The organism is Paracoccus sp. (in: a-proteobacteria) (assembly GCF_030604785.1).
Taxonomy (GTDB): domain Bacteria; phylum Pseudomonadota; class Alphaproteobacteria; order Rhodobacterales; family Rhodobacteraceae; genus Paracoccus.
The window spans coordinates 27,349-52,906 of the sequence record NZ_JAUVVF010000024.1 but is presented as its reverse complement, the minus strand read 5'-3'; the positions used below and the strand labels follow the sequence as shown (position 1 = coordinate 52,906).

Below are 25,558 nucleotides of genomic sequence, written 5' to 3'. Positions count from 1 at the left end.
CCGATCTTCTTGCCGTAATCCATCACGACGACCCGGTCGGACAGGTCCATGACCACGCCCATATCGTGTTCGATCAGGCAGATCGTGGTGCCGAACTCGTCGTTCACGTCGAGGATGAAGCGGGACATGTCCTCCTTTTCCTCGACATTCATGCCGGCCATCGGCTCGTCCAGCAGCAGAAGCTGCGGCTCGGCGGCCAGCGCGCGGGCCAGTTCCACGCGCTTCTTCAGGCCATAGGGCAGCCGGCCGACGGGCGTCTTGCGGATGTTCTGGATCTCGAGGAAGTCGATGATCTTCTCGACGGCCTCGCGGTTCTCGTTCTCTTCGCGTTCGGCGCCGCCCCACCACAGGGCCTGGGCCAGAAAGCCCGCCTTCATGCGGTTCAGCCGCCCGGTCATGATGTTGTCCAGAACCGACATCCCGTCGAACAGCGCGATGTTCTGGAAGGTGCGGGCGATGCCCAGCCGGGCGACCTGATAGGGTTTCATCGGCCCGCGGCGATAGCCCTTGAACCAGACCTCTCCCTCTTGCGGGGTGTAGAAGCCCGAGATGATGTTCAGCATCGAGGACTTGCCCGCCCCGTTCGGCCCGATGATCGCGCGGATCTCGCCCTGGCGGATGTCGAAGCTGATATCCTTGATCGCCACCACGCCGCCGAATCGCAGGGTGATGTTCTTCAGCTCCATCAGCACGCCGCCGATCTGGCGGCCATCGGGGGTGACGTAACCTTCGGTGTTCATCTGGTTCATTGGGCGGCCACCTTCTGCTGGCGCTTGTCGCCGAAGACCGGGGCATCCTCGATGCGCAAGGTGGCCTTGATGCTGCCCTTGCGGCCATCCTCGTAGGTCACTTCGGTCTCGGTATAGATGCTGGTCGATCCGTCATAGAGCGCGCCCACGAGGTCGGCGAATTTCTCGCTGATGACGGCGCGGCGCACCTTGCGCGTGCGCGTCATCTCACCGTCATCGGGGTCCAGTTCCTTGTGCAGCACCAGGAAGCGGTGGATCTGGCAGCCCGACAGCATCGGGTCTGCAGCGACCGAGCGGTTCACCTCGGCCACGTGTTCGCGGATGGTCTGATAGACCTGCGGATGCGCGGCCAGTTCCTGATAGCTGCCATAGGCGATGTTGTTGCGTTCGGCCCAGTTGCCCACGGCGGTCAGGTCGATGTTGATCATCGCGGTGCAGAAGTCGCGCCCGTTGCCGATCACCACGGCCTCGAGGATGTTAGGATAGAACTTCAGCTTGTTCTCGACATATTTGGGCGCGAACATCGACCCGTCGGCCATGCGGCCCACATCCTTGGCGCGGTCGATGATCCGCAGATGGCCGCTGTCCTTGTCGAAGAAGCCCGCATCGCCGGTGGCGACCCAACCCTCGGGATCCTTGGTCGAGGCGGTGCTTTCGGGGTTCTTGAAATAGGCGACAAAGGTGCCGGGGCTGCGATAGAACACCTCGCCCGTCTCGGCGATGCGGACCTCGACGCCCGGAGAGGGCACGCCGACCGTGTCCGAGCGCACCTGCCCGTCAGGCTGCTGGGTGATGAAGACCGACGCCTCGGTCTGGCCGTAAAGCTGCTTGAGGTTGATCCCGAGCGCCCGGTAGAAATCGAAGATCTCGGGGCCGATCGCCTCGCCCGCCGTGTAGCCCACGCGGATGCGGCTGTAGCCAAGCGTGTTCTTCAGCGGCCCGACCACCAAAAGCTTGCCAAGCGCATAGGACAGCCGGTCCATCGCGCTGACCGGGCGTCCATCCAGAAGCGCGGGGCCGACGCGGCGCGCGACGCCCATGAAATGGCGAAACAGCGCCCGCTTGACGCGGCCGGCATCCTCCATCCGGATCATCACGCTGGTCAGCTGGCCCTCGAAGACGCGGGGCGGGGCAAAGAAGTAGGTCGGCCCGATCTCGCGCAGGTCGGTCATCATCGTATGCGCGCCCTCGGGGCAGTTCACGGTGAAGCCGCACCACATCGCCTGACCCATCGAAAAGATGAAATCGCCGACCCAGGCCATAGGCAGATAGGCCACGATCTCCTCGCGCTGGTCCAGGCCGTCGAACTCGGCGCTGTTCTTCGCGGTCTCGATGATGTTGCGGTTGGACAGGACCACGCCCTTGGGCTTGCCGGTCGTGCCCGAGGTATACAGCATCACGCAGGTCGAATCGTAGTCCAGCGCGGCGATGCGCCGGTCCAGTTCCGGCCCCAGACGCTGCGCGGCGGCGCGGCCCTCGGCCTGCACATCGGCCAGCGCGTTCATGCTGGAATGGTCGTATTTCCGCATGCCGCGCTTGTCGGTATAGACGATCTGCTCGATCCCCTGGACGGTCTGGCCGACCTCCAGCACCTTGTCGACCTGCTCCTGATCACCGCAGAGCACGAAGCGCGCGCCGCAATGGCCCAGCACATAGGCCATCTCTTCGGCGACCGCGTCCTGATACAGCGGCACCGGCACCGCGCCGCACATCTGCGCCGCGATCATGCCCCAGTAATGCGCCGGGCGGTTGCGGCCGATGATCGCCATGTGATCGCCCGGCTTCAGGCCAAGCGCCAGAAGCCCAAGGGCCAACGCCCGGATCTCGTCTGCGGCCTCGGCCCAGGTCCAGCTTTGCCAGATCCCGAATTCCTTTTCGCGATAGGCGGGCCGGTTGCCGAAACGGGCCACATTCCGCGCCAGAAGCGCGGGCACAGATCGCAATTCGCCCGAAGGCGTCAGCCGCTCTGCCATGTTTCCTCCCTCATGCGCGGATCGCGCCTGTCCGCCGGGCCTCCCCGCCCTTGTGCGAACGGGCCCAGTCTTGTCCGCAATCCTTGCCGCAGTTTTGCCGGATTCCAACGAAATGTTACGGCGCTTTCGGCGCGTGACGCAGGGTGCTATCCCCGACAAGGGGGGCAGCCAGGGGGGACGGGGCCATGCACCAGCCGGTGATCGACACGGCGCTGACACAGGCGGAAATCGAGGCCGAGCTGATCCGGTCGGGGCTGAACCTGATCGGTCAGGCCCTGTCGATCTTTGACGCCGATCTGCGGCTGCGGGTGGCGAACCGCCAGTATCAGGCGATGTTCGATCTGCCCGACGCGCTGACCCTGCCCGGCACGCGCTTCGAGGACACGATCCGCTTTCTGGTCCTGCGCGGCGAATACGGCCCCCAGCCCGACCCCGATTCGGCGGTGGCCTTCCGCGTCGAACAGGCCCGCGCCTTCCGGCCGCATTATTTCGAACGCGAACGCGCCGATGGCCGGTGGGTCGCGGTCGAGGGCGCGCCCCTCTCGCAGGGCGGCTGGGTCACGGTCTATACCGACATCACGGACATCAAGCAGCAAGAGGCGCTGCTGCGGGCGCGCTCGGATGCGCTGTCCGACCAAGTGCTGCACCATGCCGAACGGCTGGCGGCGGCGAACCGAAAGCTGGCCGCCACCAATGCCGCCCTGTCCGAGGCGCAACGCATCCTGACCCGGACCGAGGCCCGAACGCGGCAGGTGACCGAGATGGTCCCCGCCCATATCGCCCATATGGACGCGCAGTTCCGCTATACCTTCTCGAACCGCAGGCTGGCCTCGGTCTTTCCGGGGGCGGCCAGCGACATCGTCGGCAAGACGGTGGAACAGGCCCATGGCGCGGAAACCTTCGCGACGCTGGAACCCCATATGCGCCGGGCGCTGGCAGGCGAGGCGCAGGTCTTCGAGATCACGCATCCCATATCCGGGCGGCGCATCCGCATCGCCCTGACGCCCGACCGCGAGGGCCAGGGCGTCTATATCCTGTCCACCGATGTCTCGGCCGAGGTGCAGGCCCGCGAGGCGCTGGCCCATGCCAGCCGCCGCAGCCTGGCCGCGCAGCTGACCTCCGGGATGGCGCATGATTTCGGGAACCTGCTGACCATCATCCTTGGGCTGCAATCGCGTCTGGCCGCCCGCGACCTGCCCGCAGACGCGGCCGAGGATGTCGAGGCGACGCTGGCCGCGGCCCGCCGCGGCGTCGCCCTGCTGGAGGGCCTGTCGCGGATCAGCGCGCCGCGCGACCTGACGCCCGAACCCGCGCTTCTGTCGCGGCTGCTGCCGCAACTGGCCCGGCTGGCCAGGCCCAGCCTGACCGAGGGCAAGGAGCTTCATCTGGATCTGGACCTGCCCGAGGGCCAGGTGCTTCTGGACCCCGGAGCCCTGCAGGATTCGCTGCTGAACCTGATCCTGAACGCCAATGCCGCCATGACCGGGCCAGGGCGGATCACCCTGTCGGCCCGCCGGAACGGCGAATGGCTGGAACTGACCGTCGCCGATTCCGGGCCCGGCTTCACGCCCGAGGCGCTAAAGCGCGCGACCGAACCCTTCTACAGCACCAAGAAGGGGCGCGGGTCGGGGCTGGGCCTGTCGATGGTCTATGACCAGACCAAGTTGGCGGGCGGCACGCTGCGGCTGGACAACGACCCCGGCGGCGGCGCGCGGGTGACGCTGCGCCTGCCCTGGCGACCGGTCGCGCCGCAGATGGTGCTTCTGGCCGAGGATGACGACGCGATCCGCGCCGAGGTGCGCGACCAGCTGACTGGTCTGGGCCATTCGGTGATCGAGGCTGCCTCGCTGGCCGAGGCGCGCGCGCTGTCTGACCTGCCGGGCCTGACGCTGATCCTGTCCGACATCCAGCTGGGCGACGGGTTGGGCCATGACCTGGCCGGACGCGGCCTGCCGCTGGTGCTGATGACCTCGCTGCCGGCGGGCGACGCCCTTCGCGACAGGGCCGACGGGCCGGTGCTGACGAAACCCTTCCCGCCCGCCCGCCTCGCCGCCGCGCTGGCCGCCGCAACAAAGGCCCTGCCATGACCGACACGCCCCTGATCGCGATCCTCGACGACGAGCCGGAAATCCGCCGCCTGCTGTCGGCCGCGCTGGAAGATGCAGGCTTCCGCACCCAATCCTTCGCCCGCGCCACCGAATTCGAGGCCGCGCTGCGCCGCATCACCCCCGATGCCTGCCTGATCGACCTGGGCCTGCCGGACCGCGACGGGCTGGCACTGGTCCACCGCCTGGCCAGCGACACGGGGGCGGCCATCATCATCATCTCGGGGCGCGCGCAGGTGCAGGACCGGGTGACGGGCCTCGAACTGGGCGCGGACGACTACATCATCAAGCCCTTCGAGCCCGCCGAGGTCGTGGCGCGCATCCGCGCCCGCCTGCGCCGCCCGGCCCAGGGCCAGACGGCCCGCGCCCAGAACCTGCGCTTCGCGGGCTGGCAGGCGGATTTCGACCGTTACATGCTGACGGCGCCGGACGGCACAGAAACACCCCTCAGCCATGCCGAGGCCGAGGTGCTGCGGCTCTTCACGGACAATCCCCGGCGCCTGATCACCCGCGCCCAGATGCTCGAGGCGCTCGGCGGGGCAGCGGGCGACAGCTTCGACCGCGCGATGGATGTCCGCATCTCACGGCTCAGGACGAAACTGGGCGAAGACCCGAAGAACCCCCGCCTGATCAAGACGATCTACGGCGCGGGCTACATCTTCCTGGCGGAAATCGGCTGAGCCTCCGCCACCACAGCCCCGGACGAACAGCCTGCGGAATTGCCCTGCCGGGCGGTGGCAGCGAAAGCCGGTCCCCATTTAGGGGACCATCTTTCGCGGGGGCCATGCCCCGCCTCGCCCCCTCGGGCAGAGCACACGCAAGCCCCTTTGCCTTGGTTGAAATATCCCACAGGGGGGTCCGGGGGGACGTGAAGTCCCCCCGGCTTCGCCTGCCCGTCAGGGCAGGCAATCAGGCGTCCGTGTCCCAGCCGCTGATCGCCTTGCTGTCCATGAACTCCTCAAGCCCCATCACGCCGCCCTCGCGCGCACGGCCCGACATCTTGACTCCTCCAAAGGCCGAACCCGCCCCGCGCGAGACGCCGTTCATCTCGACCATGCCAGACCGCAACTGCCGCGCCACACGGTTGCGGCGGGCGCCGTCCTGCGACTGGACATAGTTCGTCAGGCCATAGGGTGTGTCATTGGCGATCCGGACGGCCTCTTCCTCGCTGTCAAAGGGGATGATCGACAGGACCGGGCCAAAGATCTCCTGCTGGGCGATGGTCATGTCGTTCGTCACGTCGGCAAAGACCGTGGGCCGGACGAAATAACCGCGATTGACGCCCTCGGGCAGGCCCGTCCCGCCCGCGACCAAACGCGCGCCCTCGTCGATCCCCGCCTGGATCAGGCCCTGGATCTTCTCCCATTGCTGCTTGCTGACGACGGGGCCGATATGGCGGCCCGGCTGGTGGGCGCTGGCCACGGCGGTCTCGTTGGCGACCTGCGCGGCGATCTCGACGGCCCGGTCATAGGCCGAACGCTCGACCAGCATCCGGGTCGGCGCGTTGCAGGACTGACCGCTGTTGTAGAAGCAGTGGCGCGCCCCGCGCACCACCGCCTTGTCGTCGGCATCGGCAAAGACCAGATTCGCGCCCTTGCCGCCCAGTTCCAGACAGACCTTCTTCAGGCTGTCCGCCGCGGCCTTGCTGATCGCGATCCCTGCCCGGGTCGAGCCGGTGAAGCTGATCATCTCTACATCGGGATGGACGGAAAGCTGACTACCGACGCCGGCCCCGTCCCCATTCACCAGGTTGAAAACGCCCGCCGGCACCCTGGCCTCGTCAAGGATCTCGGCAAAGACCATCGAGGACAGCGGCGCGATCTCGGACGGCTTCAGCACTGAGGCATTGCCCGCCAGCAATGCCGGGATGACCTTCAGCGTCACCTGGTTCATCGGCCAGTTCCAAGGGGTGATCAGGCCGACCACGCCCACGGGCTCCCACGCGACCATGCTGGTCGGGGCGTGATCGCCAAGCGGGCGCACGAAGCGGAAATCGCGAAAGGCGGTGATGAAGTTGCGGATGTGGTAGCTGCCCGAATCGACCTGGTCGCCAAGGGACATGTCGGCCGGTGCGCCCATCTCCAGCGTGATCGCACGGGCCATGTCGGGGGCGCGGCGCTTGTAGATCTCCAGGATCTTCTCGACCAGGGCCAGCCGCTCGGCGGGCGGCGTCGCGGCCCAGGCGGGAAAGGCGCGCTTGGCCGCGGCCACGGCGCGGTCCGTATCGGCCTGTCCGCCAAGCGAGATCACCGCGACCGGCTCTTCGGTCGAGGGGTCGATCACCTCGAGATCGCGCGGCGCGGCGGGCGCCACCCAGGCGCCGTCGATATAGAAGCTGCGCTTGTCCAGCATGTCGGCCATCTGTTCCTCCATCTGCGTTTCGTGCAAAGCCTGTCACCGCAAGCCGCCCGCCGCAAGGCCGGTTCCGGCGGCACCCCGCCCGCCATCCGGTCAGAATGCCCGCCCCCGATGCTCTGGCATTCCCGCGCGGGCTGCTTATGTTCAGCCCGAGCCAACCAACCGAAAGGACAGGCCATGTCCCTGCGCATCAACGACATCGCCCCCGACTTCACGGCCGAATCGACCGAAGGCACGATCCGCTTCCATGACTGGATCGGCGACAGCTACGCCATCGTGTTCAGTCATCCGCGCGACTTCACCCCGGTCTGCACGACGGAATTCGGCGCCGTCGCGCAGCTGGCCCCCGAATTCGAGGCCCGCAACACCAAGGTTCTGGGCGTCTCGGTGGACAGCGTGGACGATCACCGCAAATGGAAGGCCGACATCGCCAAGGTGGCGGGTGTGCCGGCGAATTTCGCGATCATCGACGACAGCGATCTGGCCGTGGCCAAGGCCTATGACATGCTGCCCGCCGATTACTACCTGCCGACCGAAGGCCGCACGCCCGCGCATTCCGCGACCGTCCGTACGGTCTTCATCATCGGCCCCGACAAGAAGGTCCGCCTGACGATGACCTATCCCATGTCGGTCGGCCGCAACTTCGCCGAGATCCTGCGTGCGCTGGATGCGGTCCGCAAGACCGACGGCGTGCCGCTGGCGACGCCCGCGAACTGGGTGCCGGGTCAGGACGTGATCGTGGCGCTGGCGCTGGACGACAAGGCCGCCGAGGAGAAGTTCGGCCCCCTCGACATCAAGCTGCCCTATCTGCGCTATGCCAAGGATCCGGCCTGAGCCGGCGGTGCGGGACGCCCGGCGCGCCTAGCGCGCCAGCCGGGCGGCCCGCAGCAGATAGGCCTCGGTGACGGGGCCGTTCATCAAGGCCAGCGTGTTCTTGCGGATGCGGTATTTCCCGCGGCCCAAGGCAAGGCCCAGCAGCATCTTGCGGTCCCGATTCAGCAGGGACAGCCGGCGGCGCAGGCTGAGCTTGCATCGCGGCGGCATCAGGTCCGCGATGCGGTCCGCATGGAACTGCCAGATCCGCCCCAGAGGCGTCGGCAGCGCCCAGGGCTTGTTGTTGACCACGTAATGCAGGACCAGCGGGGCCTGCGGGAAATCGGCGCTCTGCGGGTAAGAGCCGGGATCGGAATAGACGTTCAGCCGCGGGTCCAGCAGCCGCATGCGCCCCCGCGCGATGATGTTGATCGCGGACTGGTCCTCGCTGAGAAGCGGGCGGTCCGGGTCGGACAGCAGCCGCATGCAGGTCTCGGCCACGCGCTCCTGCCGCCAGAGCGGCAGGTTCATCACCAGAAGCCCCGCATTGACATAGGTGCCCAACATGTGGCCCGTCGCCTCGACCTCCAACGGGTCGGGGCTGGGGCAGGGAACGGCGGCGATCAGCGCGTCGCCCAGCTCGACCTGATCCAGTTCCGACAGATCGCCCATGACGACCATGTCGCAATCCATGTAGATCGCCCGGTCCTCGTCGGGGAACAGGTCGGGGATCAGCAGGCGCAGATAGGTGCTGCGGGTCAGGTGGTCGCGCTTGATCAGCAGGTGGTCGAAATGATCCTCGGACACCTCGACCCGGCGCAGCGAGACGCCCAGCCGATGCGCCAGCGCGTCGATTCGGGCGCGGTTCTCGGGATTGATCCCCATATCCAGCACCGCGAAGCGCGCCGAGGGGTTATGCAGCGCGGCCGAGGCGACAAGCACCAGAACGCCGGGGACGTAATTGTTGTCGGAGCCCGTCACAATCAGCATGGATCTACCTTCAGTCAGGCGCCCTGTCACGCGGCGCCCGACCAGGCGCGGCGCAACCAGTCGATATTGCCGATGCGCCGATACCACCGGCCCCCGCGTCCGGCAAGGACGTCCCCCATCTTGGGCGAGCCCGCGAACAACACGATTCTGGCACCGGGCGGGCAGATCGGGTCGCGCAGCCAGCTGGTCAGGAAGCGCCCGACGCAATCGTTCTTGAAGCTGACGCACCAGCCCGCCGGCCAGTAGCGCAGCCGCCCCTGCCGGTCGAGGATGTCGCTGACCATCTGCTGTTCGTGTTCATAGCGCGCGGCGGCGGCGGCAGGATCGGCCAGATAGGTCTCCAGCACCTCGGGATGGGCTCCGACGGTGAAGCGGAAGACCGAGGTATTGCCGACCATGTGCAGGAAGCGGTCGCGCGACGGGTTCAGGCGGCGCAGGGGCTTGGGCCGGAACAGGTCGTCGTCGCGCAGGATCAGGAAATCGCCGGGCAGATCGAAGAAGGGCGCCAGATCCTCCACGATGACCAGATCCAGATCCAGAAACAGCGCCGTCCCGGACAGGGCCGCTTCGGGGCCGCCCAGATCGCGGCGAAACAGGGCCAGCTTGCGCCAGCGCGTGTCGCGGCTGCCTTCGGGCAGGCCCAGCTCGGGCAGGGGCAGCGCGGTGATGCGGTCGTCCAGCCCGGTCGGGTCGTCGGTGAAGCAGACGAAGCGGTGCGGTCGCGACAGGTGGCGGCGGACCTGCGCCGCCAACCGGTTCACGTCGTCCGAGGAATAGAGCGTCCCCCAACGCATCGTCAGGATGGTGATCCCGCCTTCGCTCATGCCGCACCCCGCTGCCAGATCAGGCCAGATAGGCGCAAGGCCGGGCAAAGGTAAAGCCTGCGCTCAGCCCCGCAGGCGCGCGCCCTGACCATCGGCGAAGGCCGCGACCTGCGCCTGATGGGCGGCCACGGCCTCGGCCAGGACGGACAGAGCCAGCGTCGCGGGATCGCGTGTCGCGGGGATCAGGCCGGCGGGGCTGCGCAGGCGCGACAGGCTGCCGGGGTCATGGCGGGCGGCCAGACGTTCGGCCCGGCGCTGCCGGGCGCGGGCGCCGCCGATCGCGGCGATGTGGCAGGCCTCGCTGTCCAGCGCCCAGTCGAGGATCGGCTCGTCGCGTTCATGGTCGTGCGACAGCAGCAGGACCGCCGTCCACGGGTCGGGGCGGCGGGCGGGCGGGCGGCCCGACGGGTGCAGCGCAGAGGCGATGCCCATGACACGCGCCAGCCGCGACAGGGCGCGGCATTCGGGACCCGCGCCGAAGACCTCCAGCTGCAGGGGCGGCAGGCACAGGCGCTGCGGCAGCGCCGGGTCGGGCAGCGCCAGCACCGCGGGCCGCCGGGCGGCCAGGTCCCGCAGCACGGCGCGGATCGCCCGCCGGTCGGGGGCGGGGTCGATCAGGATGTCCAGACCGCTGCCGCAGGGCAGTCGGAAGTCGATCACCGGCGAGCCGCGCCCGTAGCGCAGCGTCGTGGCCTCCCGCCCCCTCAACCGCTGCGCCTGAAGCGCCAGTTCGGCCTCGAGACAGCCATCGGCCAGGGCGCCGCGCATCCGCCCGTCCCACGCCACCGCCAAATGGGCGCCCGTCGCGCGCGAGAAGCTGCCCTCGATCCGGGTCAGGGTGCACAGCGCGCCCTCGGCCCGGGCCAGAAGACGCAGCGCGGCAAGATCGTGGGGATTCATACCGGGATCACCATGCGGAAGGGGGTTGCGGGGAAGATAGGGGCCGGTGGGCACGTTTGCCAGAACCGCTGCGCCTTGGCGGAACCCTGCCGATCCCGACAGCGTGACAGGACCTTCATCGGCCGAAGGGGTTATCCTTGCCACAGACCGTTCCGCAACGGAGAGAAAGATGAAGAAGAAGACCGTTCCGTCCGTGGCCGTCCTTCTGGCGGCGGCCCTGTCCATCGCCGCGGCGCCCGCCATGGCCGGTCCCGGCAAGGGCAATGGCAAGGGGCCGCATCACGCCCATCTGGCGCAGGCAGGACATTGCCCGCCCGGCCTGGCCAAGAAGAACCCGCCCTGCATTCCGCCGGGTCAGGCGCGTCAGGGCGCATCCGGCCCGCGCGTGGGCGATGTGCTGCGTGTCGGCGATTACATCCTGATCCGCGACCCGGCCCGCTACGATCTGCGGACCAGCCCGGACTGGCGCTATTACCGCGACGGCGACCGCGCCTATCGCATCGATCCCCAGACGCGGCGCGTTCTGGCCGTGGTCGAACTGATCGACGCCTTCGTGAACTGATACCAGCCTGCGGCCCGACCTTGCGCCGGGCCGCAGGGCCGACCCTAGTAATAGGTCAGCTGCGTCGCCTTCCCGCGGAAGACCGTATAGGCGAGGATCGAATAGGCCGCGATGATCGGCAGGACGATCAGCGCACCGACCAAAATGATGATCAGGCTTTCCGGGGCCGAGGCGGCCTCGTAGATCGTCATCCGCTCGGGGACGACATAGGGATAGAAGGAATAGGCCAGCCCGCCGAAGGCCATCATGAACAGACCGGTGCCGATCGTGAACGGCGCCCAGGCCCAACGGTCGCCCGGCAGGGGCAGGCGCTGCAGGACGCGCCACAGCAGATACAGCAGCACCCCCGACAGGATCGGCAGCGGCGACAGATACAGGATCGACGGGAACGAGAACCACTTGTCCCAGATCCGACCGCTGACCAGCGGCGTGGCCATCGAAATCGCGGCGATGCCGAACAGCACCCCCCAGATCCCGCCTCGCGCCCAGCCGACCGCCTTGCGTTGCAGCGGCCCCTCGGCCTTGGCGATGATCCAGCTTGCGCCGATGAAGCTGTAGCCCACGGTCAGGAACAGCGCCGTGAGGATGCCAAAGGCGATGGTCGCGGGCGTGATGACCAGCCCGGTGACATAGAGCCCCAGCATGAAGCCCTGCGACAGCGAGGCCATCAGGCTGCCCGCGAAAAAGGCGCGGTTCCACGCGCTGCGATGGCGCGTCGGTGCCTTGACGCGGAACTCGAACGCGACGCCGCGCAGGATCAGCCCGATCAGCATCACCGCGACCGGCAGGTAGAGCGCCGTCAGGATCGTGCCATGCGCGACCGGAAAGGCGACCAGCAGGATGCCGATTGCCATGACCAGCCAGGTCTCATTGGCGTCCCAGAACGGGCCGATCGAGGCGACCATGCGGTCGCGCTCGTCGGCTTCGGCAAAGGGGAACAGCAGCCCCACGCCGAGGTCGAAGCCGTCGAGGACGACATAGACCAGGATCGAGATGCCCATCAGCACCGCAAAGGCGAAGGGCAGCCAGATGGCGGGGTCTCCGAACAGGTTCATCATGGCATCACTCCGCCGGGGTCATGATTTCGATACCGGCATCGCGCGGCGCGGGATCGGGGGTGGTGCGGCCGCCATGGCTGGCCTTGCGCGCCAGATAGGTCAGCGCGCCCAGATAGGCCGCCGTCAGCAGGGCATAGACCGCCAGATAGGCCAGCAGCGTGGACAAGACCATGCCGCCCGACACGTCCGCCACGGATTCGGCGGTGGTCAGAACGCCCGTCACCAGCCAGGGCTGGCGCCCGATCTCGGTCACATACCAGCCCGCCAGCGTCGCGACCCAGCCCGAGAAGGCCATGCCCGCGAAGGCGTAGATATAGACATTGGGCAGGCCCTCGATGCCGCGCTTGCGGCGCATGAACCACAGGGCCGACCAGGACAGGGCCAGCATCGCAAGGCCCAGACCCACCATCACCCGAAAGGCGAAGAAGACCGGCGCCACGGGCGGATGCTCGACCACCCCGCCCTCGGTGACGAAATCGTTCAGGCCCGGCACGACGCCGTCGAAATCGTGCTTGAGGATCAGCGACGCCATGCCGGGGATCGCGACCTCGAAGCGGTTCTCGCGCGCTTCCTCATCGGGGATGGCGAACAGGACCAGCGGCACGCGGGACTGGGTTTCCCAGTTCCCCTCCATCGCGGCGACCTTGGCGGGCTGATGCTCCAGCGTGTTCAGGCCGTGGAAGTCACCGGCCAGGATCTGCATCGGGATCAGCACCGCGCCCATGATGGCGCCGAAGCGCAGTGTGGCGCGGACCTCGGCGCCCCGGTCGCCCCAGATCCAGCGCAGGGCCGACAGACCGGCGATCAGGAAGGCCACGGTCAGGCCGGATGCCAGCAGCATATGAACCAGCCGGTAGGGCATGGAGGGGTTGAAGATGATGGCGAACCAGTCGGTCGCGTGCACGACACCGTCACGCAGCTCGAACCCGGCAGGCGTGTGCATCCAGCTGTTCAGCACCAGGATCCAGAAGGCCGACAGCGTGGTGCCGAAGGCCACCAGCGCCGTCGCGGTCGTGTGCAGCCATCCGGGCACGCGCCGGAAGCCGAACAGCATGATCCCCAGGAACGCGGCCTCTAGGAAGAAGGCGGTCATGATCTCGTAGGCCAGCAGCGGGCCGGCGACGTTGCCCACGACCTCCATGAAGCCCGGCCAGTTGGTGCCGAACTGGAACGACATGGTGATGCCCGACACGACGCCAAGCGCAAAGGACAGGGCAAAGACCTTCACCCAGAACCGGTAGGCATCCATCCATTTCTCGTCGCCCGTGCGGTTGAAGCGCAGCTTGAAGAACAAGAGCACCCAGCCGAGCGCGATGGTGATGGTCGGAAACAGGATGTGGAACGAGATGTTTGCCGCGAACTGGATCCGCGACAGGATAAGGGGATCCATCGTTTACTCCTTTGCCTTGCGGAAGGGGATCAGGCGCCCGGCCCCTTCGATCATGCGGTTGAGACGGGCGCCCATGTTCAGCAGCGCGACCAGACGTTCGGTCTCCAGGCGGTTCAGCTCGTCGTGGAAATGGGTCATCTGCTCGATGACGGCGCGCAATTCGTCGATCCGGGCGCGCGCGGCCAGATCGCCCTCGGCGGGCTGGGTCATGGCCAGCTCGCGCAGCTTGGTCAGGGTGGGGTCGATCTCGCGCTTGCGGCGTTCGGCGACAAGGGTGCGGACGATCTCCCACAGATCGTCCGGGGTGGCGAAGAAGTCGCGCCGGTCGTCAGGGCGGTGGCGCAGCCGGACAAGGTTCCAGCTTTGCAATTCCTTCAGCGCCATCGAGACATTGGACCGCGAAAAGCCGAGCGCCGCCACGATATCGTCGGCGCAAAGCGGATCGTCGGCCAGAAACAGCAGCGCATAGACCTGCCCGACCGTACGGTTGATGCCCCACCGCGACCCCATTTCGCCGAAATGCAGGATGAATTCCTGCCTGAGGGGGGAGATGTTCATTCTTCACGCGCTCCGGTCATTTCGGAAATTTCTGAAATACCAGATAGCGCAGGAATGCCGAAACGCCACCGGGCCGATTGTCGCATTTCCCGCAGGCGGCCGGGAACAACCTCGCCCTTGGCCGGTTAAGGCCGCCCCCAGACAGAAGGAGCGATCATGGACCACGCAAATCACCCCCGCCTGACGCCGGACGAGATGACCGAGGCCGTGCTGACCGGCGCTCCGATCTACGGCCCCGAAGGCGAAACCGTCGGCACGATCGCCCATGCCCATGGCACCGGGCCGGACATGAGCGTCGTGGTCGATGTCGGCGGCATCCTTGGCATCGGCTCGAAGCCGGTCATGGTGCCGCTGCGGGAACTGGACATGATGCGCGACGAGAATGGCGAGGTTCACGGCCTCACCCGCTACAGCAAGGACGAGCTGAAGACGCTGCCCGAACACCGCCACGGCTGACCACGGCGCGCTTGACGCAGGCGCGGGCCGCGTGAGACACGCAGCCATGCGCCTGCGCCGGCCCGCCACGATCCCGGACGATCCCGTCCCCGAGGACGCCGCCCCCCGCCGGGGCGGCCTTTCTGCGTTGGCGCTGCGCGTCCTGTCGGGCCTGCGCCGGCTGGCGCTGCGGGCGGGGCTGGTGGTGCTGGCGCTTGTGGCGATCCTGGCCTTCGTCAATCCGCCTGTCACCTGGACCATGCTGACCGAACGCCGAGACCATCCCCTGGCGGAACGCCGTTGGGTTCCGCTGGATCAGATCGCGCCGGTCATGCAACGATCGGTCGTGGCGGCCGAAGACGCGAATTTCTGCCTGCATTGGGGTTTCGACATGTCCGAGATCCGCAAGGTCGTGGCTTCGGGGTCCAGCCGGGGCGCCTCGACCATCACGCAGCAGACGGCCAAGAACGTGTTCCTGTGGCAGGAACGAAGCTGGACGCGCAAGGCGCTGGAAACGGGCCTCACTCCGGTGATCGAGGCGCTGTGGTCCAAGCGCCGCATTCTCGAGGTCTATCTGAACGTGGCCGAGTTCGGGCCGGGCGTGTTCGGCGTCCATGCCGCCGCCGCCCATCATTTCGGCACCACGCCGGACCGGCTGACCCCGACCCAGGCGGCGCGGCTGGCGGCGATCCTGCCCGCGCCCAAGACGCGGCGAACGGATCGTGCCTCGACCCGTTCGCGGGCGATCGCGGATGGCGCGGCCACGATCCTGCGCGACGGACGGGCAGATTGCTTCCAGCCGCGCGGCCGCGAACCGTCCGGCGGTTGAAAGGCCGGGGGGCCGGGCGTATCAAGGCGCCGTTGCGACACGAAGGGGTCCCGAGCAGTCAATGAATACAAACACCCAGACCACGCGACTCTATCACACCGCGCTTTCGCCCTATTCGCGCAAGGTGCGGCTGGTTCTGGCCGAGAAGAAGATCGAGGTCGAACTGGTCGAGGAACGCTATTGGGAGAATCCGCCCGACCTGAAGCGGCGCAACCCGGCGGGCAAGCTGCCGGTGCTGCGCTATCGCGGCAACATGCTGGCGGAAAGCCAGGCCATCGTCGAATATCTGGACGAGGCCGTGCCCGCCCCGCCCCTGATGCCGCAGACGCCGCTTGAACGGCACGAGGTCCGGCGTCTCTGCGCCTGGTTCGACGACAAGTTCAACGCCGAAGTCACCCAGCCCATCCTGGGCGAGCGCGTCTGGAAGAAGCTGACCCGGCAGGGCTATCCCGACAGCCGCGTGGTCAAGGACGGGCTGCGCGCCATCAAGGAGCATATCGACTATCTGACCACCCTGCTGGAGACGCGGCGCTGGCTGGCGGGCAACACGCTGAGCCTTGCCGATTTCACGGCGGCGGCGCATTTCTCGTGCCTCGACTACATCTCGGATGTGGACTGGGACCGGTCCGAGACGCTGCGCGACTGGTATGCGACGATCAAGTCTCGGCCGGCCTTCCGCTCGGTCTTGGCCGATCAGGTGCCGGGCATCCATCCGGCCCCCCATTATGCCGAGCTGGATTTCGGGTACGCCGCCGGCGGGACGGTTGCGTCCCGCGACCGCCGGGGGGCCGGCCCCCCGGACCCCCCCGGACGGCACCGATCCCACCGACTGGCACCAGGCCCGCACCGAGATCGAGGCCGAGGCCCACGCGATCGGCTTTGCCGCGATGGGCGTCACCCGGCCTGACGCACTGCCCGAACTGCCCGCGCGGCTGGCGGCCTTTCTGGAGGCCGGGCATCACGGACAGATGGGCTGGATGGCCGAGCGCAGCGCGTGGCGCGCCGACCCCGCCGCCCTGTGGCCCGAGGCGCGGTCGGTCATCATGCTGGCCGAGCTTTACACCCCCGAGACCGACCCGCTGGCGGTGCTGGACCAGCCAGACCGGGCGGCGGTCAGCGTCTACGCGCAGGGGCGCGATTATCACGATCTGGTCAAGAAGCGGCTGAAGCAGTTGGGCCGCTGGTTGCTGGAACGTGCGCCGGGCCATCAGATCAAGGTTTTCGTGGACACGGCGCCGGTGATGGAAAAGCCCTTGGCGCAGGCGGCGGGGCTGGGCTGGCAGGGCAAGCACACCAACCTTCTGTCGCGCGACCTGGGCAGCTGGTTCTTTCTGGGCGCGATCTTCACCACCCTGCCCCTGCCGCCCGACGCACCCGAGCGCGAGCATTGCGGGTCCTGCCGCGCCTGTCTGGATGCCTGCCCGACCGGCGCCTTTCCGGCGCCCTTCCGGCTGGATGCGCGGCGCTGCATTTCCTACCTGACGATCGAGCACAAGGGGCCGGTCGATCCCGAGCTGCGGCCGCTGATGGGCAACCGGATCTATGGCTGCGACGATTGCCTAGCGGTCTGCCCGTGGAACAAGTTCGCGCAGGCCGGATCGGAGATGCGCTATCGCGGCATCATCGACGCGCCGCTGCTGGCGGAACTGGCGGCGCTGGACGATGGGGGCTTTCGGGCGCGGTTTTCGGGCAGCCCGATCAAGCGGATCGGGCGCGACCGCTTTGTGCGCAACGTGCTTTACGCCATCGGCAATTCGGGCCTGCCCGACCTGCGGCCCGTGGCGGCGGCGCTGCTGCAGGACCCGGACGCCACCGTGGCCGATGCCGCGCGGTGGGCCTGCGCGCGGCTGGAAGGCGGCTAGAACAGGAAATCCTCGGCGCCGAGGCCGCTCATGCCTTCAAGGCGGATCAGCATGTCGGCGCGGCGGTCCCCGTCCAGATCGATCCAGACATGCGTCTCGTTGCCCGAGACCTGCCACCGGACCGAGCGTTCGCCAGAATGCCCGCCCTGCCCCATATAGCTGACGCGCAGGAAGGACAGGTCCAGCCGGTCCTCGCCGCGCGTGAAGTCACGGATCAGGTCGGGCGCATCGACGGGGCTGTCATTGCGGCCCAGAACGCGGAAGATGTCGCGCCCCCGCCCGCCGATCAGAGTATCGGCGCCAAGGCCGCCGACCAGCGTGTCATTGCCGTCGCCGCCTTCGAGAAGATCGTTGCCCATCTGGCCGCGCAGCAGGTCGTGTCCCGGCCCCCCGCGCAAGGTGTCCCGGCCCGTGCCGCCTTCCAGCGTGTCATTGCCCATCCCGCCCATCAGAAGATCATGGCCCGGCCCGCCCAGGATGATGTCGGCACCCGGCCCGCCCAGCAGTCGGTCATTGCCGCCGCCGCCGAAGATCCGGTCATTGCCGTTCCCGCCCTCGATCGTGTCGTCGCCGGCGCCGCCATAAAGCGTGTCATCCCCCGGCCCGCCAAGGACGCGGTCATTGCCACCACCCGCATAGACGAGATCGGCGCCGGTCCCGCCCAGGATCGTGTCGCGCCCCGCCCCGGCGCGGATCGTGTCGTTGCCCGGCCCGCCCTCGAAGCGGTTGTTGCCGATCAGGTCCTGCAAGAGATCGTTGCCGATCCCGCCGAACAGAGTGTCATTGCCCGAACCGCCCATCAGCGTGTCGCGCCCCGGGCCGCCGAACAGGCGATCATTGCCGGCGCCCCCCAGAAGGCGGTCATCGCCGCCCTCGCCATGCAGGATGTCGTCGCCCGGCCCGCCATCGATGACATCGTTGCCGTCACCGCCAAAGGCCAGATCGTTGCCCTCGCCGCCCAGGATCGTGTCGCGCCCGGGCCCCGCGCGGATCGTGTCATTGCCTGCCCCGCCGTCAAAGAGGTTGTCGCCCAGATCGTCGATCAGCAGATCGTTGCCCAGATCGCCCTGCATCGTGTCGTTGCCCAGCCCGCCGCGCAGCGTGTCGTCTCCCGCGCCGCCCATCAGCAGGTCGTTGCCGTCGTCACCCCAAAGCTGGTCATTGCCCGCGCCCCCGTGCAGCGTGTCGTTGCCCCGGCCGCCGCTGAGCGAATCGTCACCATCCTCGCCGTGCAGGACATCGTCGCCGTCCTCGCCGAACAGCAGGTCGCGCCCGGCCCCGCCGAACAGGACGTCATTGCCGGTCCCGCCGCGCAGCACGTCGTCGCCCGCATGCCCCCAGAGCGTGTCATCCCCGTCATCGCCCCAAAGCTGATCGTTGCCGCCGCCGCCATACAGCCGGTCGCGCCCCGCGCCGCCGCGCAGCGTGTCGTTGCCCTCGTCCCCGAATAGCTGGTCGTCGCCATTGCCGCCTTCCAGCGAGTCGTTTCCGTCCTCGCCATAGAGCGTGTCGTTGCCGTCCTCGCCCAGCAGCGTGTCCGCCCCGCCGCCGCCCCGCAGCAGGTCATTGCCGCTGCCGCCGTTCAGGTAATCAGAGCCCGCTCCGGCAACCAGCGTGTCGTTGCCCGGCCCGCCCAGCAGGCGGTTGTTGCCCTGCAGCGCCTCGAGATAATCGTTGCCGGCCTCGCCCGACAGGGTGTCGTTGCCCGGACCGCCGAACAGCCGGTCATTGCCGTTGCCGCCATAAAGCAGGTCGTCGCCGCCGCCGCCATGCAGCGTGTCGTTGCCCTCGCCGCCATAGAGCGTGTCGCTCCCGTCCTCTCCGTGCAGGACGTCGTCGCCGCCATCCCCGAACAGCGTGTCCCGCCCCGCACCGCCGTAGATGAGGTCATTGCCCTCGCCCCCGCGCACCACGTCATTTCCGGCCCCGGCCCGCACCGTGTCATTGCCCCCGCCGGCCGAGACGGTGTCGTTGCCGCCGCCTGCATTGATCATCTCGGGGCGGGGGCCGCCCAGCAGCAGGTCCGGCCCCTCGGTGCCGAACAGCCATTCGGGCATGTCCGAAGGCGTGTCCTCGGGGCGGATGCGGGACGGGTCCAGTTCCGGCAGCAGGTAATGCGAGACGGGAAACAGCATCTCGTTCGAGAAATCGCCGATGGTCAGCGACCGGCCGTTGCGGGTCTGGATGTCGATCACCACCTCGCCCGCGACGATCAGGACGCCAGTGCTGGTCGGGACGAAGCGCAGCTGCCAGATGCTGCGGACATTGCCCAGAAGCGCCAGGTCCAGCCGGTCGATGCCCGGCTCGTAATCGGTGATGGTGACGGTCCCTCGCATGCGCGTCACGACGAACAGGTCCCGCCCGTCGCCGCCCGTCAGGCTGATCTGGCGCCCGGCGGTCACCAGGATGTCGTCGCCCGCGCCCCCCGACAGCCGCGTCGTGTCGGGTCCTGCCAGCAGCAGGTCGTTGCCGGTGGTCCCGCCCTGCGCGCCCGCGCCGACCTGCCTCGTCAGCCCGATCCGGCCGGGGTCAAAGACGAATTGCGTGATCCCGGTCTCGGTGGTGCTGGTCACGAACAGCATCACGCGCCCCTCGACCACCACCGCCCGGATCACGCCGACATTGGCCAGCGTGGTGCCGTTCGTGTCCTCGATGGTCAGCAGGTGCAGCAGCCGCCCGTCCGGCAGCAGCGTGAAGACCGAGATCCCGTCATCCGCGCCGCCCACGAACAACAGGGTGCGGCCGTCCACCTGGACGCTTTCCATGGCGGTGACGGATTGGAAGCGCGTCGTCCGTTCGTCGATGATGTGGTCGGTGCCGGTCAGCCGCCCCTGACCGTCCAGCCGGAAGACCGAGATCGAGTTCGACCCGCCCGATCCAAGGATGACGAAGGTGCTGCCCCCGACCTCGACCACCTTCAATTGCGAGGGCTGGTCGTAGCCCATGCCGCGGGCCGCGACATGCAGATTGCCCGGCCCGATATGGCCGCTGTCCGAGACAAGATGCGTCGAGACGAAATTGCCGTTCCCGGAGATGGTGACCACGACGGTCTGGCCATCGACCTGCGCCACCGCCACCTGGTCGATCTGCGCGCCGGGGGTGGCGCGGTCGGGCGTCGGGATGGTCAGCGAGGATTGCCGCACCAGCCCGCCATCCGCGCCCACGCGATGCAGGCTCAGCGTCAGCCCGCCCTGCGCGATCAGCACGAAATCGCCTCCCGGCAGCGACACCTGCTCCATCGCCGTGATCCGACCTGCGGGCAGGCCCGAGGGGAAGGCCGTGCCGAAGGCCGGCATCGCGCCGTTATCCATCCGATAGGTCACGGCCAGATTGGTCGCGCCGCCCAGCTGGCCCAGGTGCAGCAGGTTGCGCCCGCCGATCGACAGCAGCGTGATCTCGGGCGGGCCGGAATAGCTGAAATTGTCCAGATAGGCCCGGTTTCGCAGCATCTGCAGCGGCTGGTCGGGATGGCTGATCGCATAGCTCGTCAGCCCGCCGCCGATCTGGGTCGCCGCGAACAGCATGAACTGCCCACCCGATTCGGCAATCGCCAGATCGGTGACGTTGGACAGCCAGCGTTGTTGCGTGACCCCGAACATGGTCACGTGGCGATAGGTGATCATGATGTTCAACGGCTGCGATGGCCCCGGACCAGACCGGGTTCTGCACCGGCAGGATGGGGGCTTCGCGCTAGCCTGAACAGCCCCGCTTTTGCTTGGATTTTAACGGATCGTCATGATTTACAGGGGGTTAACCCTGTTTCTCGCCCTCGGACAGCGCCAGCGGACCATAGAGGATCAGCGCCGGCTGGTCGGGCACGACACCCTTCAGACGCCGGGCAAGGGCCTCGATCGTGGTCGGCTCCAGCCGCTGGCCGGGATGGCCGACGGCCTCGGCGAACAAAGCGGGCGTGTCGCCGGGCAGGCCATGCGCGCGAAGGCCCGCCACCAGCGCGGGAAAGCTGCGCTGGCCCATGAAGACCGCCGTGGTGGCCTGCGGATCGGCCAGGGCGGCCCAGTTCACGTCCTGCGGCAATTGGCCGGTCACGTCGGCGCCGGTGACGAATTGCAGCCGCCGCGCGGTCAGCCGCCGGGTCAGCGGCATCCCCGCCGCCGCCGCCGCCGCGCTGGCGGTCGTCACGCCCGGAACGATCTCGAACGGGATACCGGCCTGCGCCAGCGCGACCAGTTCCTCTTCCAGCCGTCCGAAGATGCCCGCATCGCCCGATTTCAGCCGCACGACGCGGCGCCCCGACCGGGCGTGATCCACGATCAGCCGGTTCACGGCCTCTTGCCGGGCCGAGGGTCGGCCGGCCCGCTTGCCCACCGCGATCAGCTCGGCCTGCGGATTGGCGTGATCCAGAACGGGACCAGAGGCGAGGTCGTCGAACAGCACCACCTCGGCCTCGGCCAGACGCCGCGCGGCCTTCAGCGTCAACAGCTCGGGATCGCCCGGCCCGGCAGAGACCAGCGAGACAAGCCCGGTTCCTGGCGGCGTTTCGGTCACGCTGTGGGGCATCCTTGTGCTGGCCTTGTCAGGCCGACAGCTATAGCAGCCCAGCCCGGTGTGACAATGGCGCGCATCCCCTTGCCGCCGAAAGCAGGGCGTGATCGGGAAACTTTTCGACGCTTTCGGGCGTGGTGATGCAACGGAAGGGGGCAAACATGACGGTCATCTGCTGGTTCCGGCGCGTCCTGCGTCTTGACGATCACCCCGCGCTGATCGCGGCGGCCAAAGCGGGCGCGGTGATCCCGCTGGTGATCCTCGATCCGGCCGAGGCCGCAGACCACCCGGCCAGCGCCATGCGGCAGGCCCTGTCGCTGCCGCGTCTGGATGCCAGCCTGCGCCAGCGCGGCAGCCGCCTGATCGTCCGGCGCGGCACCCCCGCCGAGGTGATCGAGGCCGTCCTGCGCGACACCGGCGCCACGCAGATTCATGCCAGCACCGGCTTTCCCTTCGCCTCGGATCACGGGCTTCGGGCGGCGGTGGAACGCGGCAGGGCCAGCCTGCACCTGCATCCGCTGGCCGATCTGGTGGAACGGGCCAGCCTGCGGACGCAGACGGGCGGGCCCTACAAGGTGTTCACCCCCTTCTGGAAGGCGCTGCGCCAGCAGGACATCGCCCCGCCGCAGGACGCGCCCCGCCTGTCCTCGCCCGATGACTGGCCCGACAGCGACGGCCTGGACTGGCCCGAGGCGCGGGCGGCGATGGACCGGGGCTGGGACGTGGTCGCCCGCCATACCCGCCCCGGCGAGGACGAGGCCCATGCCCGCCTGTCGGAATTCCTGGACGGCCCGCTGCCGGATTACGACACGCATCGCAACCACCCCTTCCGGCCCCGCGCCACATCCGGCCTCGCCGATGCGCTGGCCGTGGGCGAGATCAGCGCCCGGCGCGTCTGGCACCGCGCCCTGCCCGCCTTTCAGGACGGCCGGGCGGGCGCCGAGGGCTTCCTGTCGGAACTCGCCTGGCGCGAATTCGCCCGCGACCTGCTGCACGAATCGCCGCAGATGGACCAGCGTTGCTGGCGCGAGGAATGGGACCGCTTTCCATGGAAGCGCGACAATGCCGATGCGGAATGCTGGCGGCGCGGCCAGACAGGCGTCGCCATGGTCGATGCCGGAATGCGGGAGCTTTATGCGACGGGCCGGATGCACAACCGCGTGCGGATGATCACGGCCAGCTACCTGACCAAGCACCTGCTGACCCATTGGCGCGTCGGGCTGGACTGGTTCGCCCGCTGCCTGACCGACTGGGACCCGGCCTCGAATGCGATGAACTGGCAATGGGTGGCAGGCTGCGGGCCGGATGCCTCGCCGTTCTTCCGGGTCTTCAACCCCGACGGTCAGGGCGACAAGTTCGACCCGAAATGCGCCTATCGCGACCACTGGATGCGCCCGACGGGCGAGGGCGCGCGTGATTTCGCCGCCGCCGCGCCCCGGTCATGGAAGATCGACCTGACGCGGCGGGCGGTGCCGTCGATCTCGCTGGCGCAGGGGCGGGCGCGGGCGCTGACGGCCTATGAGGACCTGAAATCCTGACAAGGAGGCGACGGGATGGAAAAGGCACTGATCCTTGGTGTTTCGGGCGGGGTCGGCGCGGCGCTGGCCGACAGGCTGCGGGCCCGGGGCGTGACGGTCACCGGCCTGTCGCGCAGCGCTGACGGGCTGGACCTGACCCGTCCCGCAACCGTTGCCGCCCAGGCGCAGGCGCTGGCCGACCAGCGCTTTGACCTGATCTTCAACGCGACCGGGGCGCTGGTGATCGACGGCCGGCAGCCGGAAAAGACCATGGACGCGCTGGACCCCGAGGCCATGGCCGCGCATTTCGCGCTGAACGCCACGGGCGTCGCGCTGGTCATCCGCCATTTCGCGCCGCTGCTGTCGCGCGAGGGGCGGCCCGTGCTGGCCTCGCTTTCGGCGCGGGTCGGGTCGATCGGGGATAACGGGCTGGGGGGCTGGGTGTCCTATCGCGCCGCCAAGGCCGCGCAGAACCAGATCATCCGCACGGCCGCGATCGAATGGCGTCGGCGCAATCCCCGCGCCGTGCTGGTCGCGCTGCATCCCGGGACGGTGGCGACGCCGCTGACGGCGAAATACGCCGCGCGCCATCCGACGATCAGCCCCGATGAAAGCGCGCGCGCGCTGCTGGACGTGATCGCGGCCCTGACGCCGGATGACAGCGGCAGCTTCCGCGACTGGAAGGGTCAGATCGTCCCGTGGTGAGGGCTCAGCCGCGCAGATGCGGCGCAAAGCCCTGACGGATCGAATCCGCACCCGGTCGGGTGAAGGAATTCCAAGTGCCGATCACCTGCCCGTCCGGCCCCAGCAGAACCTTGGCAAAGTTCCACTTCGGCACGAAGCCCGTTTGCTGGCGGACCCAGGCATAGAAGGGATGAACCTCGCCGCGCGCGACCGGCAGGATGTCGGTCATGGGCAGGTCGATCCCGTATTCCATCTCGCAATATTCGCGGACCTCGGCCCCGGTCGCCAGCTCCTGGTTGAAGTCATTGGACGGCACGGCCAGCACGACCAGACCCTGCGGGCCATAGGTCTCGTGCAGGGACTGCATCTCGCGCAGCTGGCCGGAAAAGCCGCACAGCGAGGCCGTGTTCACCACCAGAACCGGCTGGCCGCGCCACGCCATGCTGTCCAGTTCGCCCCCGTCGATCGAGGGAAAGGTGAAGCCCGGCGCCTCGGCCGCACTCGCGCGGCCCGTCAGCGCGCCCATCGCGGCGGCCAGCCCAAGAAATACACGACGACGCATCAGAGCCTCCTGTTGATGCGTGAAGCCTATCTTCGAGCGTAAGCCTGGCAGATGCGACCGGACAGCGCAATCGCGGCCAGGGCGGCCAGCGCGACGATCACCCAGTTTCCGCGCGGCGCATTCGCGGCAACGACGCCCAGAAGCGCCCAGATCACCGCCGTCGGATAGGCCCATTCCAGCGGCTGGCGCGACTGGATCGCCAAGGCGGCCACGGCGATGCCGATCAGGCACAGGATCGCGGCAGCCTGCGGCGACAGCCAGCCATGCCCGCCCAGCCAGACGCCGATGGACACACCCGAGGCCGCCGTCAGCCACCCCGCATAAAGCGCGACGGGCCGCCCCTCCAGCCAGGGATGCCCGCGCCCGGCCCGGATCATGGCCGTGACCGCCGTGGCCATCATCACTAGGATCATCAGGGTGGCCAGACCCGGCAGGCGGTTCGCGACCGGGATCCAGAAGAAGCCGACGGCCAGGCTTGCCAGCAGCCACAACCGCATCGGACGCCAGTCCCCGTCATCGGCATGGCGCCAAAACCCGTAGCCCGCGCCCAGGATCAACCACGCATAGATCACCCCCCAGATCGAGAAGGCCCAGCCCGCAGGCTGCACGGGCGGGTTCTCTTGCGGAATCGGGAACAGTTCGGGACGGTAGCCCGCGAATTCGGGAAAGATCACCGGCGATGCCGCAAAGGCGATGGCGGCGATCAGGACGGCAAGGGCCAGGGCGCGGTTGCTCATGCTCTCTCCTCGATGCATGGGGACAGGGGCACAACGCACGCGCCGGATGCGCGTTCCGGTCGACCCTTGCGATGCTTGCGCCGGTAAGCGTCTGGCGTCTATGATCGTTTCGCGCCGCGCCATGCGGCGGCGAGATCGCGGCGCAGGAG

General features: G+C 68.3%; 22 protein-coding genes and 1 pseudogene. 10 read left to right on the top strand and 13 right to left on the bottom strand.

What is annotated here, in order from left to right; genetic code table 11:
- On the bottom strand, positions 1–749 hold a 749-nt coding region (locus QAR72_RS09510), incomplete at its 3' end, for an ABC transporter ATP-binding protein (protein ID WP_304617129.1).
- On the bottom strand, positions 746–2,722 hold the full coding sequence (locus QAR72_RS09505) for an AMP-binding protein (protein WP_304617128.1): 1,977 nt from the start codon (positions 2,720–2,722) through the stop codon (positions 746–748). The genes QAR72_RS09505 and QAR72_RS09510, both read right to left, overlap by 4 nt.
- Before the next feature lie 185 nt (positions 2,723–2,907).
- Here QAR72_RS09505 and QAR72_RS09500 point away from each other — a divergent pair, with 185 nt between their 5' ends.
- Positions 2,908–4,809: a hybrid sensor histidine kinase/response regulator gene (locus QAR72_RS09500; protein ID WP_304617127.1), complete on the top strand. Its 1,902-nt coding sequence runs from the start codon at positions 2,908–2,910 to the stop codon at positions 4,807–4,809.
- Positions 4,806–5,507, top strand: a complete 702-nt coding sequence (locus QAR72_RS09495) for a response regulator transcription factor (protein WP_304617126.1) — start codon at positions 4,806–4,808, stop codon at positions 5,505–5,507. The genes QAR72_RS09500 and QAR72_RS09495 overlap by 4 nt, the downstream gene beginning before the upstream one ends.
- A 229-nt stretch (positions 5,508–5,736) precedes the next feature.
- Here the strand turns inward: QAR72_RS09495 and QAR72_RS09490 are convergent, their stop codons facing one another.
- Positions 5,737–7,179, bottom strand: a complete 1,443-nt coding sequence (locus QAR72_RS09490) for an aldehyde dehydrogenase family protein (protein WP_304617135.1) — start codon at positions 7,177–7,179, stop codon at positions 5,737–5,739.
- Positions 7,180–7,362: 183 nt separating this feature from the next.
- On the opposite strand from QAR72_RS09490, the gene QAR72_RS09485 reads away from it, so the two are divergent.
- Positions 7,363–8,019 (top strand): peroxiredoxin, encoded by a 657-nt coding sequence (locus tag QAR72_RS09485; RefSeq protein WP_304617125.1) that lies wholly within the window; start codon positions 7,363–7,365, stop codon positions 8,017–8,019.
- A 27-nt stretch (positions 8,020–8,046) separates the two neighbouring features.
- On the opposite strand, the gene QAR72_RS09480 is transcribed toward QAR72_RS09485, so the two are convergent.
- The 3 genes from QAR72_RS09480 to QAR72_RS09470 all read right to left on the bottom strand — a co-directional run bounded on the left by QAR72_RS09480 (position 8,047) and on the right by QAR72_RS09470 (position 10,712).
- A complete protein-coding gene (locus QAR72_RS09480) occupies positions 8,047–8,988 on the bottom strand; it encodes a glycosyltransferase family 8 protein (protein WP_304617124.1) in 942 nt (313 codons plus the stop codon).
- A 26-nt stretch (positions 8,989–9,014) separates the two neighbouring features.
- The gene (locus QAR72_RS09475; RefSeq protein ID WP_304617123.1) at positions 9,015–9,812 is read right to left on the bottom strand and encodes a hypothetical protein; all 798 of its coding nucleotides are present in this window, start codon (positions 9,810–9,812) and stop codon (positions 9,015–9,017) included.
- A gap of 63 nt (positions 9,813–9,875) precedes the next feature.
- On the bottom strand, positions 9,876–10,712 hold the full coding sequence (locus tag QAR72_RS09470; protein ID WP_304617122.1) for an XdhC family protein: 837 nt from the start codon (positions 10,710–10,712) through the stop codon (positions 9,876–9,878).
- 169 nt (positions 10,713–10,881) lie between these two features.
- Here QAR72_RS09470 and QAR72_RS09465 point away from each other — a divergent pair, with 169 nt between their 5' ends.
- Complete coding sequence (locus QAR72_RS09465) at positions 10,882–11,274, top strand: hypothetical protein (protein WP_304617121.1); 393 nt, start codon at positions 10,882–10,884, stop codon at positions 11,272–11,274.
- A gap of 44 nt (positions 11,275–11,318) precedes the next feature.
- Here QAR72_RS09465 and QAR72_RS09460 read toward each other — a convergent pair whose 3' ends face one another.
- From QAR72_RS09460 to QAR72_RS09450, 3 genes are read right to left on the bottom strand one after another with little or no spacing between them, the layout of a single operon-like run.
- Positions 11,319–12,329: a cytochrome d ubiquinol oxidase subunit II gene (locus tag QAR72_RS09460; protein ID WP_304617134.1), complete on the bottom strand. Its 1,011-nt coding sequence runs from the start codon at positions 12,327–12,329 to the stop codon at positions 11,319–11,321.
- 7 nt (positions 12,330–12,336) lie between these two features.
- Positions 12,337–13,722 (bottom strand): cytochrome ubiquinol oxidase subunit I, encoded by a 1,386-nt coding sequence (locus tag QAR72_RS09455; RefSeq protein ID WP_304617120.1) that lies wholly within the window; start codon positions 13,720–13,722, stop codon positions 12,337–12,339.
- A gap of 3 nt (positions 13,723–13,725) precedes the next feature.
- Positions 13,726–14,280, bottom strand: coding sequence for a GbsR/MarR family transcriptional regulator (locus QAR72_RS09450; RefSeq protein WP_219828676.1), 555 nt, complete (start codon positions 14,278–14,280; stop codon positions 13,726–13,728).
- A gap of 156 nt (positions 14,281–14,436) precedes the next feature.
- Here QAR72_RS09450 and QAR72_RS09445 point away from each other — a divergent pair, with 156 nt between their 5' ends.
- The 4 genes and pseudogenes from QAR72_RS09445 (at position 14,437) to queG (ending at position 17,406) form a co-directional block, all read left to right on the top strand.
- On the top strand, positions 14,437–14,736 hold the full coding sequence (locus QAR72_RS09445; protein ID WP_304617119.1) for a PRC-barrel domain-containing protein: 300 nt from the start codon (positions 14,437–14,439) through the stop codon (positions 14,734–14,736).
- Positions 14,737–14,782: 46 nt separating this feature from the next.
- Positions 14,783–15,544 (top strand): monofunctional biosynthetic peptidoglycan transglycosylase, encoded by a 762-nt coding sequence (mtgA, locus tag QAR72_RS09440; protein ID WP_304617118.1) that lies wholly within the window; start codon positions 14,783–14,785, stop codon positions 15,542–15,544.
- A 61-nt stretch (positions 15,545–15,605) separates the two neighbouring features.
- Positions 15,606–16,286, top strand: a pseudogene (fzlA, locus tag QAR72_RS09435) (FtsZ-binding protein FzlA); the annotation flags it as partial.
- 145 nt (positions 16,287–16,431) lie between these two features.
- Positions 16,432–17,406, top strand: a complete 975-nt coding sequence (gene queG / locus QAR72_RS09430; RefSeq protein ID WP_304617133.1) for a tRNA epoxyqueuosine(34) reductase QueG — start codon at positions 16,432–16,434, stop codon at positions 17,404–17,406.
- Here queG and QAR72_RS09425 read toward each other — a convergent pair.
- Both QAR72_RS09425 and cobA read right to left on the bottom strand, forming a co-directional pair.
- Positions 17,403–21,029 carry a calcium-binding protein gene (locus QAR72_RS09425; RefSeq protein ID WP_304617132.1) on the bottom strand — a complete coding sequence of 1,209 codons (3,627 nt, stop codon included), beginning with the start codon at positions 21,027–21,029 and terminating at the stop codon, positions 17,403–17,405. The genes queG and QAR72_RS09425 overlap by 4 nt on opposite strands.
- A 127-nt stretch (positions 21,030–21,156) precedes the next feature.
- Positions 21,157–21,912 (bottom strand): uroporphyrinogen-III C-methyltransferase, encoded by a 756-nt coding sequence (cobA, locus tag QAR72_RS09420; RefSeq protein WP_304617117.1) that lies wholly within the window; start codon positions 21,910–21,912, stop codon positions 21,157–21,159.
- 158 nt (positions 21,913–22,070) lie between these two features.
- Between cobA and QAR72_RS09415 the strand changes: the two genes are divergently transcribed.
- Both QAR72_RS09415 and QAR72_RS09410 read left to right on the top strand, forming a co-directional pair.
- Positions 22,071–23,447, top strand: coding sequence for a cryptochrome/photolyase family protein (locus tag QAR72_RS09415; RefSeq protein ID WP_304617116.1), 1,377 nt, complete (start codon positions 22,071–22,073; stop codon positions 23,445–23,447).
- A 15-nt stretch (positions 23,448–23,462) separates the two neighbouring features.
- Entirely contained in the window at positions 23,463–24,131 is a 669-nt protein-coding gene (locus tag QAR72_RS09410; RefSeq protein WP_304617115.1) for an SDR family NAD(P)-dependent oxidoreductase, read from the top strand.
- A 4-nt stretch (positions 24,132–24,135) separates the two neighbouring features.
- On the opposite strand, the gene QAR72_RS09405 is transcribed toward QAR72_RS09410, so the two are convergent.
- The gene (locus QAR72_RS09405) at positions 24,136–24,672 is read right to left on the bottom strand and encodes a glutathione peroxidase (protein WP_304617114.1); all 537 of its coding nucleotides are present in this window, start codon (positions 24,670–24,672) and stop codon (positions 24,136–24,138) included.
- 26 nt (positions 24,673–24,698) lie between these two features.
- Complete coding sequence (locus QAR72_RS09400) at positions 24,699–25,409, bottom strand: TspO/MBR family protein (protein ID WP_304617113.1); 711 nt, start codon at positions 25,407–25,409, stop codon at positions 24,699–24,701.
- Between the last annotated feature and the right edge of the window lie 149 nt (positions 25,410–25,558).